This is a genomic window from Streptomyces inhibens (assembly GCF_022221585.1).
Lineage (GTDB): Bacteria > Actinomycetota > Actinomycetes > Streptomycetales > Streptomycetaceae > Streptomyces > Streptomyces inhibens.
Genome location: NZ_CP084681.1, coordinates 5720482 through 5735584, shown reverse-complemented (window position 1 = coordinate 5735584; position 15103 = coordinate 5720482). Strand labels below are relative to the sequence as shown.

The following is a 15103-nucleotide window of genomic DNA, read 5'->3' as shown; positions in this document are numbered from 1 at the left end:
AGCCCCGCACCATAAGGTGCGGGGCTTCCCCACAATGATTGTTCGGCGGCGTCCTACTCTCCCACAGGGTCCCCCCTGCAGTACCATCGGCGCTGAAAGGCTTAGCTTCCGGGTTCGGAATGTAACCGGGCGTTTCCCTAACGCTATGACCACCGAAACACTATGAAGTTAACCAACCCGGCAAAGACACAGGTCATTACTTCAGAACCTACACAGTGGACGCGAGCAACTGAGGACAAGCCCTCGGCCTATTAGTACCAGTCAACTCCACACCTTACGGCGCTTCCATATCTGGCCTATCAACCCAGTCGTCTACTGGGAGCCTTAACCCCTCAAGGGGGTGGGAGCCCTCATCTCGAAGCAGGCTTCCCGCTTAGATGCTTTCAGCGGTTATCCTTTCCGAACGTAGCCAACCAGCCATGCCCTTGGCAGGACAACTGGCACACCAGAGGTTCGTCCGTCCCGGTCCTCTCGTACTAGGGACAGCCCTTCTCAAGACTCCTACGCGCACAGCGGATAGGGACCGAACTGTCTCACGACGTTCTAAACCCAGCTCGCGTACCGCTTTAATGGGCGAACAGCCCAACCCTTGGGACCGACTCCAGCCCCAGGATGCGACGAGCCGACATCGAGGTGCCAAACCATCCCGTCGATATGGACTCTTGGGGAAGATCAGCCTGTTATCCCCGGGGTACCTTTTATCCGTTGAGCGACGGCGCTTCCACAAGCCACCGCCGGATCACTAGTCCCTACTTTCGTACCTGCTCGACCCGTCAGTCTCACAGTCAAGCTCCCTTGTGCACTTACACTCAACACCTGATTGCCAACCAGGCTGAGGGAACCTTTGGGCGCCTCCGTTACTCTTTAGGAGGCAACCGCCCCAGTTAAACTACCCACCAGACACTGTCCCTGATCCGGATCACGGACCCAGGTTAGACATCCAGCACGACCAGAGTGGTATTTCAACAATGACTCCCCCTGAACTGGCGTCCAGAGTTCACAGTCTCCCACCTATCCTACACAAGCCGAACCGAACACCAATATCAAGCTATAGTAAAGGTCCCGGGGTCTTTCCGTCCTGCTGCGCGAAACGAGCATCTTTACTCGTAATGCAATTTCACCGGGCCTATGGTTGAGACAGTCGAGAAGTCGTTACGCCATTCGTGCAGGTCGGAACTTACCCGACAAGGAATTTCGCTACCTTAGGATGGTTATAGTTACCACCGCCGTTTACTGGCGCTTAAGTTCTCAGCTTCGCCAACCCGAAGATTGACTAACCGGTCCCCTTAACGTTCCAGCACCGGGCAGGCGTCAGTCCGTATACATCGCCTTACGGCTTCGCACGGACCTGTGTTTTTAGTAAACAGTCGCTTCTCGCTGGTCTCTGCGGCCACCCCCAGCTCAGAGAGCAAGTCTCATCACCGGAAATGGCCCCCCTTCTCCCGAAGTTACGGGGGCATTTTGCCGAGTTCCTTAACCATAGTTCACCCGAACGCCTCGGTATTCTCTACCTGACCACCTGAGTCGGTTTAGGGTACGGGCCGCCATGAAACTCGCTAGAGGCTTTTCTCGACAGCATAGGATCATCCACTTCACCACAATCGGCTCGGCATCAGGTCTCACCCTTAACGAGAGACGGATTTGCCTATCTCTCGGGCTACACCCTTACCCCGGGACAACCACCGCCCGGGCTGGACTACCTTCCTGCGTCACCCCATCGCTTACCTACTACAGATCCGGGTCACCGGCTCCACCACGTCCCTTTGTCCGAAGACTCCAGGCCGGCTTCACGGGCTTAGCATCGTCTGATTCGATATTGGGCGTTTCAAAGCGGGTACCGGAATATCAACCGGTTGTCCATCGACTACGCCTGTCGGCCTCGCCTTAGGTCCCGACTTACCCTGGGCAGATCAGCTTGACCCAGGAACCCTTAGTCAATCGGCGCACACGTTTCCCACGTGTGTATCGCTACTCATGCCTGCATTCTCACTCGTGAACCGTCCACAACTCGTTTCCACGGCTGCTTCACCCGGCACACGACGCTCCCCTACCCATCACAGCCTCCGTTAGGAGTATTGCTGCAATGACACGACTTCGGCGGTGTGCTTGAGCCCCGCTACATTGTCGGCGCGGAATCACTTGACCAGTGAGCTATTACGCACTCTTTCAAGGGTGGCTGCTTCTAAGCCAACCTCCTGGTTGTCTCTGCGACTCCACATCCTTTCCCACTTAGCACACGCTTAGGGGCCTTAGTCGATGCTCTGGGCTGTTTCCCTCTCGACCATGGAGCTTATCCCCCACAGTCTCACTGCCGCGCTCTCACTTACCGGCATTCGGAGTTTGGCTAAGGTCAGTAACCCGGTAGGGCCCATCGCCTATCCAGTGCTCTACCTCCGGCAAGAAACACACGACGCTGCACCTAAATGCATTTCGGGGAGAACCAGCTATCACGGAGTTTGATTGGCCTTTCACCCCTAACCACAGGTCATCCCCCAGGTTTTCAACCCTGGTGGGTTCGGTCCTCCACGAAGTCTTACCTCCGCTTCAACCTGCCCATGGCTAGATCACTCCGCTTCGGGTCTTGGGCACGCTACTCAACGCCCTATTCGGACTCGCTTTCGCTACGGCTTCCCCACACGGGTTAACCTCGCAACATACCGCAAACTCGCAGGCTCATTCTTCAAAAGGCACGCAGTCACGACGCACCGAGTAAACTCGATGCGCGACGCTCCCACGGCTTGTAGGCACACGGTTTCAGGTACTATTTCACTCCGCTCCCGCGGTACTTTTCACCATTCCCTCACGGTACTATCCGCTATCGGTCACCAGGGAATATTTAGGCTTAACGGGTGGTCCCGCCAGATTCACACGGGATTTCTCGGGCCCCGTGCTACTTGGGTGATTCTCAAACGAGCCGTCAATGTTTCAGCTACGGGGGTCTTACCCTCTACGCCGGACCTTTCGCATGTCCTTCGCCTACATCAACGGTTTCTGACTCGTCTCATCGCCGGCAGACGATGAAAGAGAACTCCCACGACCCCGCACTGGCAACCCCTGCCGGGTATCACACCAATACGGTTTAGCCTCATCCGGTTTCGCTCGCCACTACTCCCGGAATCACGGTTGTTTTCTCTTCCTGCGGGTACTGAGATGTTTCACTTCCCCGCGTTCCCTCCACACTGCCTATGTGTTCAGCAGCGGGTGACAGCCCATGACGACTGCCGGGTTTCCCCATTCGGACACCCCCGGATCAAAGCTTGGTTGACAGCTCCCCGGGGCCTATCGTGGCCTCCCACGTCCTTCATCGGTTCCTGGTGCCAAGGCATCCACCGTGCGCCCTTAAAAACTTGGCCACAGATGCTCGCGTCCACTGTGCAGTTCTCAAGCAACGACCAGCCACCCGTCACAACCCACCGAAGCAGATTTTCACCGGGGCCGGCATCGCGAAGGTTCAGACTCGAAAGCCCGCACCCTCAGATACCCAACAGCGTGCCCGACCCACTCAACCCCCAGATGCGTTCCACGCCGAAGCAGTACTAACGTCCAAGAATCAAGTGCGCCGAATAGTCAACGTTCCACCCATGAGCAACCAGCATCAGACATTCGCTGATGTACTGGCCTCTGACCAAGCCAGGCTTGGTAAGAAGTGCTCCTTAGAAAGGAGGTGATCCAGCCGCACCTTCCGGTACGGCTACCTTGTTACGACTTCGTCCCAATCGCCAGTCCCACCTTCGACGATTCCCTCCCACAAGGGGTTGGGCCACCGGCTTCGGGTGTTACCGACTTTCGTGACGTGACGGGCGGTGTGTACAAGGCCCGGGAACGTATTCACCGCAGCAATGCTGATCTGCGATTACTAGCAACTCCGACTTCATGGGGTCGAGTTGCAGACCCCAATCCGAACTGAGACCGGCTTTTTGAGATTCGCTCCACCTCGCGGTATCGCAGCTCATTGTACCGGCCATTGTAGCACGTGTGCAGCCCAAGACATAAGGGGCATGATGACTTGACGTCGTCCCCACCTTCCTCCGAGTTGACCCCGGCAGTCTCCTGTGAGTCCCCATCACCCCGAAGGGCATGCTGGCAACACAGAACAAGGGTTGCGCTCGTTGCGGGACTTAACCCAACATCTCACGACACGAGCTGACGACAGCCATGCACCACCTGTACACCGACCACAAGGGGGACCCTGTCTCCAGGGTTTTCCGGTGTATGTCAAGCCTTGGTAAGGTTCTTCGCGTTGCGTCGAATTAAGCCACATGCTCCGCTGCTTGTGCGGGCCCCCGTCAATTCCTTTGAGTTTTAGCCTTGCGGCCGTACTCCCCAGGCGGGGAACTTAATGCGTTAGCTGCGGCACGGACGACGTGGAATGTCGCCCACACCTAGTTCCCAACGTTTACGGCGTGGACTACCAGGGTATCTAATCCTGTTCGCTCCCCACGCTTTCGCTCCTCAGCGTCAGTATCGGCCCAGAGATCCGCCTTCGCCACCGGTGTTCCTCCTGATATCTGCGCATTTCACCGCTACACCAGGAATTCCGATCTCCCCTACCGAACTCTAGCCTGCCCGTATCGAATGCAGACCCGGGGTTAAGCCCCGGGCTTTCACATCCGACGTGACAAGCCGCCTACGAGCTCTTTACGCCCAATAATTCCGGACAACGCTTGCGCCCTACGTATTACCGCGGCTGCTGGCACGTAGTTAGCCGGCGCTTCTTCTGCAGGTACCGTCACTCTCGCTTCTTCCCTGCTGAAAGAGGTTTACAACCCGAAGGCCGTCATCCCTCACGCGGCGTCGCTGCATCAGGCTTTCGCCCATTGTGCAATATTCCCCACTGCTGCCTCCCGTAGGAGTCTGGGCCGTGTCTCAGTCCCAGTGTGGCCGGTCGCCCTCTCAGGCCGGCTACCCGTCGTCGCCTTGGTAGGCCATCACCCCACCAACAAGCTGATAGGCCGCGGGCTCATCCTTCACCGCCGGAGCTTTCCACACACAGACCATGCGGTCGTGTGTCATATCCGGTATTAGACCCCGTTTCCAGGGCTTGTCCCAGAGTGAAGGGCAGATTGCCCACGTGTTACTCACCCGTTCGCCACTAATCCACCCCGAAAGGCTTCATCGTTCGACTTGCATGTGTTAAGCACGCCGCCAGCGTTCGTCCTGAGCCAGGATCAAACTCTCCGTGAATGTTTTCCCGGCTGCGTTTAATTAAAAACTGCGGGTGACACTCGCGTTGAGCGGAACGAGTGGGCGGAATAAGCCCTCTCGTTCACAGCGTCCTCGCTGTGTGTTGCCTACCGGCACATAGTGTCGATAGGACTTTCAAAGGAACCTCATCCGCCGGATGCTTCCGGCTGGACGGGGTATCAACATATCTGGCGTTGACTTTTGGCACGCTGTTGAGTTCTCAAGGAACGGACGCTTCCTTTGTGCCTGTCTCACCAGGCTCTCCGGGCGCTTCCCTTCGGTCTTGCGTTTCCGACTCTATCAGATCCTTGCGGCTCCGATTTTCGCCGGTGCGATTCGGCCTTTCGGCTTCTTCGCGGTTCCAACCTTACCAGATCCGTTTCCGTCTCCGGCCCCCTGTTGGAGCGGGGTTGGCCGTTCGGCTTTCGCTTTTCGGCCTTTCCGACTGTATCAGATCCGATTTCGTTCCGTTTCCGGTCCGAATTCTTTTCCGATTCCCCGTCGGAGGGGGTTCCGCCGTGGTGCGGCTATTCAATCTGCCGCGCCTTTCGGCGTGATCACTACTTTAGCGGAATTCCTCGTTGACGCATAATCACGTCGCGGTCCGAATTTCGGCATGCCGAAATTGTTCCCGGTGAGGGGTCGTGCGGTAGTGGGGTGCCGCTGTCGCGGCGGGATGGTTGCTGGGGCCTGTCGGCTCCGTGGCAACTCGGAGAACACTACACGAGGGGGTGAGGTGCTTCAAACCCGTGCCGGGGCGGGGTTCTGCGGGTACTTTGGGGCCCATGACTACGCATGCGCCCGTACAGCAGTGGTGGCTCGCCTGACGGCGGCCGACCAGCAGCGCATGCATGACCACGGCCGCCGCTTCGGCGGCCGTTCGCGTATCTCCCTCTCGTAGCCGGCCGGCGAAGTCGGCGGTCTCGACGCGCACTCAACGGCAGTGCGGGAGAGAAGGACGGACGAGATGGCGATGACGGCGAGCGCGCGGACGCGGATCTTCAGCGGGGTGCAGCCGACGGGGCATCTGACGCTGGGGAACTACCTCGGGGCGATGCGGCGGTGGGCCGAGGAGGACCAGCATCGGGCGGAGGCACTGTTCTGTGTGGTGGATCTGCATGCGCTGACCGTGGAGCACGATCCGGCGCGGGTGCGGCGGCTCAGTCGGCAGGCGGCGACGTTGCTGCTGGCCGCGGGGCTGGATCCGGAGCTGTGCACCGTATTTGTGCAGAGTCAGGTGGATGAGCATCTGCGGCTGTCGTATCTGATGGAGTGCACGGCCTCCGACGGGGAGATGCGGCGCATGATCCAGTACAAGGAGAAGGCCGCGCGTGAGCAGGCGCGGGGCGGGAGCGTGCGGCTGTCGCTGCTGACGTATCCGGCGCTGATGGCGGCGGACATCCTGGCGTACGGGACGCATGAGGTGCCGGTCGGGGAGGACCAGGCCCAGCATGTGGAGCTGACGCGGGATCTGGCGGTGCGGTTCAACCAGCGGTACGGGGCGACGTTCGTGGTGCCGAAGGCCACGCATCCGGCGGTGGCGGCTCGGGTGATGGATCTGCAGGAGCCGACGTCGAAGATGGGGAAGTCGCACGTCAGGACGGCGGGGACCGTCTATCTGCTGGACGAGCCGGAGGTGGTGCGGAAGAAGGTGATGCGGGCGGTGACGGATGCGGGGAGCGAGGTGGTCTACGAGCGGGGTGAGCGGCCGGGGGTGGCGAATCTGCTGGATGTGCTGGCCGCTTGCTCGGGGGGCGATCCGGAGCGGCTGGCCGAGGGGTACTCCTCGTACGGGGCGTTGAAGAAGGACACCGCGGAGGCGGTGGTGGAGATGTTGCGGCCGGTGCGGGGGCGGCATGCGGAGCTGGCGGCGGAGCCGGCGTATGTGGATGAAGTGCTTCGGGCGGGGGCGGAGCGGGCGCGCGGGTTGGCCAGGCCGCGGGTGGATGCGGCGTTCCGGGCGATGGGGTTGCTGGGCCCGGGCTGATCCGAAAGACACGCCCTGGACCGGGCCGGGCGGGGGTGGCCGTTGAGGTTGCGGCGCCCCCGCCGTGGCGGGTCCCTGCCGTGGGGCTTGGTCAGCCGTTGCCGGAGGCCAGTTCGCGGCTGCGGTCGCGGGCGGCTTCCAGGGCGGCGATGAGGGCGGCGCGTACGCCGTGGTTTTCGAGTTCGCGGATGGCGTTGATGGTGGTGCCGGCCGGGGAGGTGACGTTCTCGCGGAGTTTGACGGGGTGTTCGCCGCTGTCGCGGAGCATCACGGCGGCGCCGATGGCGGCCTGGACGATGAGGTCGTGGGCCTTGTCGCGGGGCAGGCCGAGGAGGATGCCGGCGTCGGTCATGGCCTCGACGAGGAAGTAGAAGTACGCCGGGCCGGAGCCGGAGAGCGCGGTGCAGGCGTCCTGCTGGGACTCCGGGACGCGGAGGGTCTTGCCGACGCCGGAGAAGATCTCCTCGGCGCGGGTGAGGTGTTCGCCGGTGGCGTGGCTGCCGGCGGAGATGACGGACATCGCCTCGTCGACGAGGGCGGGGGTGTTCGTCATGACCCGTACGACCGGGGTGCCGGCGGCCAGGCGCTCCTCGAAGTAGGACGTGGGGATGCCGGCGGCGCCGCTGATCACCAGGCGGTCGGCGGGGACGTGCGGGGCGAGCTCCCGCAGGAGGGTGCCCATGTCCTGTGGCTTGACGGTGAGGATGAGGGTGTCGGCGGACTTGGCGGCCTCGGCGTTGCTGACCGCTTCGACGCCGTAGCGCTCATGGAGCTGTTCGGCGCGTTCCGGGCGGCGGGCGGTGACCAGGAGGTCGGCGGGTGCCCAGCCGCCTCGGATCATTCCGCTGAGCAGGGCTTCGCCGATTTTTCCGGTGCCGAGTACGGCGACCTTCTGGGTCATGCTGCGGTTCACCTCGCCGGTGGTGCCTGGTCGGTTACGCGGTCATCCTCGCACCTGGGCGGCGCGCGACGCGGGTGCGTTCCGAGGGCCGGGACGGCGTCACGCTGTACGGCGGCGGAGGGTGGCCGCGCCGAGGGCGAGCACGAGCAGGGCGCAGCCGGTGACGACGAGGGTGTCGCGGAGGAAGTTGCCGGTGATGTCGGGGTGTGTGAGGACCTCGTTCATGCCGTCGACGGCGTAGGACATCGGCAGGATGTCGGAGATCGCTTCGAGGGCCGGCTGCATGGTGTCGCGTGGGGTGAACAGGCCGCAGAGCAGGAGCTGGGGCATCAGGACGGCGGGCATGAACTGGACGGCCTGGAATTCGGAGGCGGCGAAGGCCGAGACGAACAGGCCGAGCGCGGTGCCGAGCAGTGCGTCGAGGACGGCCACCAGGAGCAGCAGCCAGGGCGAACCGATGACGTCCAGGCCGAGGAGCCAGACGGACAGGCCGGTGGCGAGGGCCGACTGCGCGATGGCGAGCAGGCCGAAGGCGAGGGCATAGCCGCTGATCAGGTCGGCCTTGCCGAGGGGCATGGCGAGCAGGCGCTCCAGGGTGCCCGAGGTGCGTTCGCGGAGGGTGGCGATGGAGGTCACCAGGAACATCGTGATCATCGGGAAGATGCCGAGGAGGGACGCGCCGATGGTGTTGAAGGTCTCCGGGCGGGCGTCGAAGACGTAGCGGAGCAGGGCGATCATCACGCAGGGGACGACGAGCATCAGCGCGATGGTGCGGGGGTCGTGGCGCAGCTGGCGCAGGACGCGGGCGGCGGTGGCCAGGGTGCGGGACGGGGAGCAGGGCGCGGTGCGGGCGGGCGGCGCGCCGGCGGCGAGCGGTGCGGTGGTCATCGCGCTGACTCCTCGGGGGTGGCGGTGGTGCGCGCCGGTTGCGGGGGTGGGCCGGCGGCCTCGGCCCGGTCGACCAGGTGGAGGAAGGCGGCCTCGACGGTGGTGGAGCCGGTGCGGTCACGGAGCGCGTCCGGGGCGTCGTCGGCGAGGATGCGGCCCTCGCGCATCAGGAGCAGCCGGTGGCAGCGCTCGGCCTCGTCCATGACGTGGGAGGAGACCAGGAGGGTGACGCCGCGGTCGGCGGCGAGGGTGTGGAAGAGGTTCCACAGGTCGCGGCGGAGGACGGGGTCCAGGCCGACGGTGGGTTCGTCGAGGACGAGGAGTTCCGGGGCGCCGAGCAGGGCGACCGCGAGAGAGACGCGGCTGCGCTGGCCGCCGGAGAGGTTGCCGGCGAGGGCGTCGGCGTGGCGGGTGAGGTCGACGTCCTCGATGGCGCGGGTGACGGTTTCGCGGCGTCGGGCGCGGGCGGCCCGGCCGGGGTGCAGGACGGCGGCGAAGTAGTCCAGGTTCTGGCGGACGGTGAGGTCGTCGTATACAGACGGGTCCTGGGTGACGTAGCCGATGCGGGGGCGCAGCCGGGGGTCGCCCGCGGGGTGGCCGAGGACGTCGAGGGTGCCGGTGACCTTGGCCTGGGTGCCGACGATGGCGCGCATCAGGGTGGATTTGCCGCAGCCGGAGGGGCCGAGGAGGCCGGTGATCCGGGCGCGCGGTACGTCGAAGGCGAGGGCGTCGAGGACGGTGCGGCCGCCTCGGGAGACGGTGAGGTCATGGGCGTGGACGGCGGGATCGCGGCCATAATTCATCATGCGATGAATACTGCTCGGGGCGGGGTGGGGCGTCAAGCAGGTGGGATGAGGTGCCTGGGATGAGGCGACTGGAGTGAGGTGGAGTGGCCTGATGGGCCATTGGGGTGACGATGTGGCGCAGTGGGGTGCGGGGCGGCGCGCGATGGAGCGAGGCGCGCGCCAGCGGGCGCCGTAGTGATCGGAACCATACGTTCCTGTTTGATAACTCCGCGTTTACACGGTGGTTACATATCGAGTTGCGGTCAGGCGCGTTCGGCTCGACACAATGGGGGGACCTGTCCAGCCGCGCCGGAAGGGGCGACGATGGCGAAGATCCGGGTCGGCCGCCTCGGCCGTCTCCTGTTGATCGTCGTGGCCGTCGTCCTGGCCCTGCCGACCGCCACCGAGGGCGTGTACGGAGAGATCGCGGCGGCCGCGGCGGCCATGAACCGCGCTTCCGGTACGGGTACTGGTTCCGGTACCGGCTCATCGGGTGTCGCCCCGATGGCGTCGGACGCCTCGGAGCACCCGGAGTCCGGCGCCGATCGCTGCCAGCCGCGCCGTGGCGGAGGTTCCACGGCCACGGTGACCGCGCCGACGCCGCCGGGCACGACCGTCTCGACGGCCGGTCCCGTGCGGACCGAGGGCGGGCTGCGGGTGACCGTCCCGCTGACCGGCCGGCAGGCCGTACCGCTGTCGAGATCAGGCGAACTGCCGGTCCATCACCGCGTTTTCCGCTGCTGAGAGCTGAGAGCTGCCCCCAGGGCCTCCCCCGGCCCGCGCATCCGACGGATCCAGCCGTCACCACTTTTCATGGCGTGCGCCGCACGGCGCTGCGCGGCAGCAGGTGTTCCCGGCTGCCCGCGTCGCTCTGCGTTCGCCCGTGCCCGTGCGTGCGCCACCGCATCTCGCACTCGCTGGAGGCATCCTCATGCGTAGGTTCCGTGTGCCCCGCCGCCGCCCGTCCCGGTCGTCCATACCCGCGCGGTTGTCCCCCTCGTCTCCCTCGTCTCCCTCGTCTCCCTCGTCCGCCTCGTCATCCGGCTCGTCCCGGGCGGGGTCCCCGTCCCGAGGTGCGCTGACGGTCTGGCGCGCCGATTTCACCGCGTCGCTCGTCGTCTTTCTCGTGGCCGTCCCGTTGTGTGTCGGGGTGGCCGTCGCATCCGGGGTGCCGGCCGAGCTGGGGCTGGTCACCGGCGTCGTCGGCGGGCTGCTCACCGGGCTGTTGCCGGGCAGCAGTCTGCAGGTCAGCGGGCCGGCCGCCGGTCTGACCGTGCTGGTCTACGAGGCCGTGGAGGAGTACGGGCTCGGCACGCTGGGTGCGCTGGTGCTGATCGCCGGTGTGCTGCAGCTGGCCATGGGGGCGCTGCGGCTGGGCCGCTGGTTCCGGGCCATCTCCGTGGCGGTCGTACAGGGGATGCTCGCGGGCATCGGGCTGGTGCTGATCGCCGGGCAGTTGTACGCCCTGGTGGACGCCAAGGCACCGGGCAGCGGGCCGGCGAATCTGGCCGGGCTGCCGGACCTCGCGGCGGACACCGCCGGGGCCGGTCCGGCGCTCGCGGCGCTGGCCGTGGGAGCGGGGACCATCGCGGTGCTGGTGCTCTGGCCGCGGTGGCGGCCGGCGGCGCGGGTGCTGCCGGCGCCGCTGGTGGCGGTGGCGCTGGCGACGGCCGTGGTGTCCGTACTGGATCTGCCGCTGGCGCGGGTCGAGGTGCAGGGCCTGCTGGAAGTCGTACAGCCGCCGGGCGGCGCGGACTTCGCGCAGCTGACGGAGGCGGCGGCGGTGGCCGGTGCGCTGGGCACCGTGCTCGCCTTCACCCTGATCGCGTCGGCGGAGTCGCTGTTCAGCGCGGCCGCGGTGGACCGGCTGCACGACGGGCCGCGGACCGATTACGACAAGGAGCTGATGGCCCAGGGCGCCGGCAACACGGTGTGCGGGCTGCTCGGGGCGCTGCCGATGACCGCGGTGATCGTCCGCAGCGCGGCGAATGTGCAGGCCGGGGCGCGAACAAAGGCCTCGCGGGTGCTGCACGGGGTGTGGCTGCTGCTCTTTGCCGCGGCGTTCCCGGCAGCGCTGGGTGTGGTGCCGATCGCGGCGCTGGCGGGCGTACTGGTGCATGCGGGCTGCAAGTTGCTCCCGGTGAAGGAGTGGCGTCCGCTGTGGCGGGAGCACCGGGGCGAGGCCGTGGTGCTGGCAACGACGTCGGTGGCGATCGTGGCCACCAACATGTTCGAGGGGGTCCTGCTGGGGCTGCTGATGGCGATTGCCAAGTCGGCGTGGGAGACCTCGCATGTGCACCTGGAGATCGTGGGGCTGGACGAGCCGGAGGCCGGGCCCGCGGCGAGCGGCGAGGCGGCCGACAGCGAGGCGGGGTGTCCGGGCGCCCGGCCCCCCATCCGCGTACGGGCCGTCGGCCATGCCACCTTCCTGCGCCTGCCGAAGCTGCTCGACCAACTGGAGGCGCTGCCCCGGGACCGGGAGATCGAGCTGGATCTGTCGGGGCTGCGGCATCTCGACCATGCCTGTGCGGCCGCGCTGGGCAGCTGGGAGGAGCAGCGCCGCGGTGGCCCGGACGGCACCGCCCGGCAGAAAGCGCCGTCGATCGCCCCGTAATGCAACCTAAGCGAAAGGGAGGGGCGTTGCGGCGGAAATGACCGTAGGGTCGGGGAACTTGTGATCACCGACCCGAGGAGTGCTGTGACCCGCCGGCCCCTTCGCTGTTGCGGTGCGACCGCCGCCCTGTCCGTCGCCCTGCTGCTGTCCTCCTGCACGAGCGGTGGCAGCGGGGCGGCGGGCAGCGGCGGGGTGGGCGACCCGCTCTTCCCGGCGCTCGGCAACGGCGGCTATCAGGTCCGCCATTACGGGCTCGACCTCGACTACGACGTGAAGAAGCAGCGGCTGGCCGCGACCGCCGAGATCACCGCCGAGGCCAAGCAGGATCTGCGGTCCTTCCAACTGGATCTGCAGGGGCTGCAGGTGTCCGGCGTCCAGGTCGACGGTAAGGACGCCGCCTTTACCCGTAAGGGACACAAGCTGACGGTCCTGCCGGCCGACGGGCTCAAGAAGGGCGCGGACTTCCGTACCACCGTCGACTACGGCGGGACCCCCGAGGAGATGACGGATCCGGACGGCTCGACGGAGGGGTGGGTCAGGACCGCCGACGGGGCGTTCGTGGCGGGTGAGCCCGCCGGGTCCATGACATGGTTCCCCGGGAACAACCACCCCGACGACAAGGCGACCTACGACTTCACGATCACGGTGCCGAAGCGCTATACGGCCGTCGCCAACGGGGAGCTGCGGTCGGAGAAGATCTCCAAGGGCAAGGCCACGTTCGTGTGGCACAACAGTCAGCCGATGGCGACGTATCTCGCCACCGCCACCATCGGGAAGTTCGATGTCCACACGTCCCGTACGTCCGACGGGCTGCCGCTGTATGTCGCGGTGGACCCGGCGGAGGCCGCGGCGAGCCGGAAGCCGCTGGAGCGGCTGCCGGAGATCCTGAAGTGGGAGAGCGGGCTGTTCGGCAGGTACCCCTTCTCGTCCGCGGGTGCGATCGTCGACGACACGCCGAAGAAGATCGACTGGGAGGCCCTGGAGACCCAGACCAAGCCGATCTACGCCGGCGCGCCGAAAACCGTGACCGTGGTGCACGAGATGGCCCACCAGTGGTTCGGCGACTCGGTGACGCCGAAGACCTGGCGGGACACCTGGCTCAACGAGGGCTTTGCGACCTACGCCGAGTGGCTGTGGGAGGAGCACGAGGGCGGCAAGACGCCTCAGCAGCAGTTCGACGCGCTTTACAAGGACGATGAGGACAACGAGCGCTGGGCCTTCCCGCCGGGCGACCCGGGCAAGGCGCAGAACGTCACCGGGACGCCCGTCTACGAGCGGGGCGCGATGGTGCTCCAGCAGCTGCGGAAGGCCGTCGGCGACAAGACGTTCTTCAAGATCCTCAAGGAGTGGCCCGCCAAGTACCGCTACTCCAACGCCGATTCGAAGGAATTCATCGCCTTCTGCCAGGAGCGCACGGACGAGGATCTGACCGACCTCTTCGACGACTGGCTGTACGGGAAGGGGAAGCCGGAGTGGGAGTACTGAGCGGGGCGTGGGCGTAAAGGCGACGGGCACGCGCTAGCCGACGCCGGGGATGAGGCGGATCGCGTCGGGGCGGCGGGCCGCCAGCTTCAGGAAGCGGACGGTGGAGCGGACCACCTGTTCCTTGACGCGGGCGGCCGGACGGCCGGTCAGCACCCGCTCGCGCGGCGTGTCGTCGGCCCGTACCGGCTGGATCAGACCGTCGTGCCGCCCCAGGCTCACGCACTGCACGAAGAAGCCGAACGACAGCGGCTCGGGCTCGGCGCCACGCGATTCGGCGATGATCGCGCCGGCCGCGTGGGCGCCGGTGGGCAGGGCGGTGGCGCAGGCCATCCGCAGGGCACCGGCGCGGGGCGCGCGGGCCGCGGCCGCATCGCCGGCGACATAGATGTCGGGGTGGCTGACCGAGCGGAGGGCCGCGTCGACCCGGATCCGGCCGGATGGGGGCACCCCCGTGCCCTTAAGGCATGGGGGAGGATCGGTGTCCAGGCCCGCGTCCCGGGCGAGCCCGTCGGTGGCCCGCAGGGCGGTCGTCCACACCACGGCGTCGGCGTCGACGCTGTCCGCGTCGGCGATCCGGCGGCCCTCCTCGACGCGTACGTGCAGCCGGTCGAGAACGGTACGGACATGGGCGCGGCCGCGGGCCGACAGTCCGCCGCCGATCTCGCCGCCGGTGAGCAGCCGGACCTCCCACTCCGGGTGGGATTCGGCGAGTTCAGCGGCCATCTCGATGCCGGTCAGGCCGCCGCCGACCACCGCCAGCGCACCCGGGCCGTCCAGCAGTCGCTTGTGGAGGGCGGGGGCGCTCTCGGCGGTGAAGGCCCTTCCCCATGCGGTGGGGGTGGGCCCGGCGGTCGCTGCGGGAGTGGCTCCGGGTGCGGCGCCGCGCGGGTCGGTGTGGCTGCCGAGGGCGTAGACGAGACGGTCGTAGAGGAGGGTGCGGCCGCAGTCGGTGTGGACGGCGCGGGCGGCCGGGTCGAGGGCGGTGGCGCGGGCGGCCAGATGCTCGATGCCGGTGCCGCGCAGCATCTGGGCCCGGGAGTGGCTCACTTCGGGGCGGCCAGCGGCGAGTTCGTGCAGCCGGACGCGCTCGGTGAACCGGTCGCTGGGATCGACCAGGGTCACCCGGGCGTACGGGGCCAGCCGGAGCGCCGCCATCATCCCCGCGTAGCCACCGCCGAGGACCACGACCTTCTGCCGCAACCGCTGCTTCGCCACGATCTTCATGCTGCCCTCCTGGAGGTTGGGCGCCGCGTCTGGTG

At 66.2% G+C, this 15103-nt stretch carries 8 protein-coding genes and 3 rRNA genes; 4 read left to right on the top strand and 7 right to left on the bottom strand.

The window, feature by feature from the left end; all coding sequences use genetic code 11:
• Nucleotides 1–40: 40 nt before the first annotated feature.
• The 3 genes from rrf to KI385_RS26140 all read right to left on the bottom strand — a co-directional run bounded on the left by rrf (nucleotide 41) and on the right by KI385_RS26140 (nucleotide 5184).
• A 5S ribosomal RNA gene (gene rrf, locus KI385_RS26150) occupies nucleotides 41–157 on the bottom strand.
• A gap of 74 nt (nucleotides 158–231) precedes the next feature.
• A 23S ribosomal RNA gene (locus KI385_RS26145) occupies nucleotides 232–3353 on the bottom strand.
• A gap of 304 nt (nucleotides 3354–3657) precedes the next feature.
• Nucleotides 3658–5184 (bottom strand): 16S ribosomal RNA (locus KI385_RS26140).
• The 16S, 23S and 5S rRNA genes sit together here, the layout of an rRNA operon.
• A 967-nt stretch (nucleotides 5185–6151) precedes the next feature.
• Here KI385_RS26140 and trpS point away from each other — a divergent pair.
• On the top strand, nucleotides 6152–7171 hold the full coding sequence (gene trpS / locus KI385_RS26135; RefSeq protein WP_238574612.1) for a tryptophan--tRNA ligase: 1020 nt from the start codon (nucleotides 6152–6154) through the stop codon (nucleotides 7169–7171).
• Nucleotides 7172–7262: 91 nt separating this feature from the next.
• Here the strand turns inward: trpS and proC are convergent, their stop codons facing one another.
• The 3 genes from proC to KI385_RS26120 all read right to left on the bottom strand — a co-directional run bounded on the left by proC (nucleotide 7263) and on the right by KI385_RS26120 (nucleotide 9766).
• Complete coding sequence (gene proC, locus KI385_RS26130; protein ID WP_238574611.1) at nucleotides 7263–8072, bottom strand: pyrroline-5-carboxylate reductase; 810 nt, start codon at nucleotides 8070–8072, stop codon at nucleotides 7263–7265.
• Nucleotides 8073–8171: 99 nt separating this feature from the next.
• Nucleotides 8172–8960, bottom strand: a complete 789-nt coding sequence (locus KI385_RS26125) for an ABC transporter permease (RefSeq protein WP_238574610.1) — start codon at nucleotides 8958–8960, stop codon at nucleotides 8172–8174.
• Nucleotides 8957–9766 carry an ABC transporter ATP-binding protein gene (locus tag KI385_RS26120; RefSeq protein ID WP_238574609.1) on the bottom strand — a complete coding sequence of 270 codons (810 nt, stop codon included), beginning with the start codon at nucleotides 9764–9766 and terminating at the stop codon, nucleotides 8957–8959. The genes KI385_RS26125 and KI385_RS26120 overlap by 4 nt, the downstream gene beginning before the upstream one ends.
• Before the next feature lie 303 nt (nucleotides 9767–10069).
• Here KI385_RS26120 and KI385_RS26115 point away from each other — a divergent pair, with 303 nt between their 5' ends.
• The 3 genes from KI385_RS26115 to KI385_RS26105 all read left to right on the top strand — a co-directional run bounded on the left by KI385_RS26115 (nucleotide 10070) and on the right by KI385_RS26105 (nucleotide 13844).
• Complete coding sequence (locus tag KI385_RS26115; protein ID WP_238574608.1) at nucleotides 10070–10489, top strand: hypothetical protein; 420 nt, start codon at nucleotides 10070–10072, stop codon at nucleotides 10487–10489.
• A gap of 187 nt (nucleotides 10490–10676) precedes the next feature.
• Complete coding sequence (locus KI385_RS26110) at nucleotides 10677–12359, top strand: SulP family inorganic anion transporter (protein ID WP_238574607.1); 1683 nt, start codon at nucleotides 10677–10679, stop codon at nucleotides 12357–12359.
• Nucleotides 12360–12443: 84 nt separating this feature from the next.
• Nucleotides 12444–13844: a M1 family metallopeptidase gene (locus tag KI385_RS26105; protein ID WP_238574606.1), complete on the top strand. Its 1401-nt coding sequence runs from the start codon at nucleotides 12444–12446 to the stop codon at nucleotides 13842–13844.
• Between the two features lie 33 nt (nucleotides 13845–13877).
• Here KI385_RS26105 and KI385_RS26100 read toward each other — a convergent pair whose 3' ends face one another.
• Nucleotides 13878–15068, bottom strand: a complete 1191-nt coding sequence (locus KI385_RS26100; protein ID WP_238574605.1) for an NAD(P)/FAD-dependent oxidoreductase — start codon at nucleotides 15066–15068, stop codon at nucleotides 13878–13880.
• Nucleotides 15069–15103 lie beyond the last annotated feature (35 nt).

Bases quoted from the DNA above. Each gene is read 5' to 3' on its own strand.
- proC (WP_238574611.1), bottom strand. From the start codon at position 8,072: ATGACCCAGAAGGTCGCCGTACTCGGCACCGGAAAAATCGGCGAAGCC.
- KI385_RS26100 (WP_238574605.1), bottom strand. From the start codon at position 15,068: ATGAAGATCGTGGCGAAGCAGCGGTTGCGGCAGAAGGTCGTGGTCCTC.
- KI385_RS26115 (WP_238574608.1), top strand. From the start codon at position 10,070: ATGGCGAAGATCCGGGTCGGCCGCCTCGGCCGTCTCCTGTTGATCGTC.
- KI385_RS26120 (WP_238574609.1), bottom strand. From the start codon at position 9,766: ATGATGAATTATGGCCGCGATCCCGCCGTCCACGCCCATGACCTCACC.
- trpS (WP_238574612.1), top strand. From the start codon at position 6,152: ATGGCGATGACGGCGAGCGCGCGGACGCGGATCTTCAGCGGGGTGCAG.
- KI385_RS26110 (WP_238574607.1), top strand. From the start codon at position 10,677: ATGCGTAGGTTCCGTGTGCCCCGCCGCCGCCCGTCCCGGTCGTCCATA.
- KI385_RS26125 (WP_238574610.1), bottom strand. From the start codon at position 8,960: ATGACCACCGCACCGCTCGCCGCCGGCGCGCCGCCCGCCCGCACCGCG.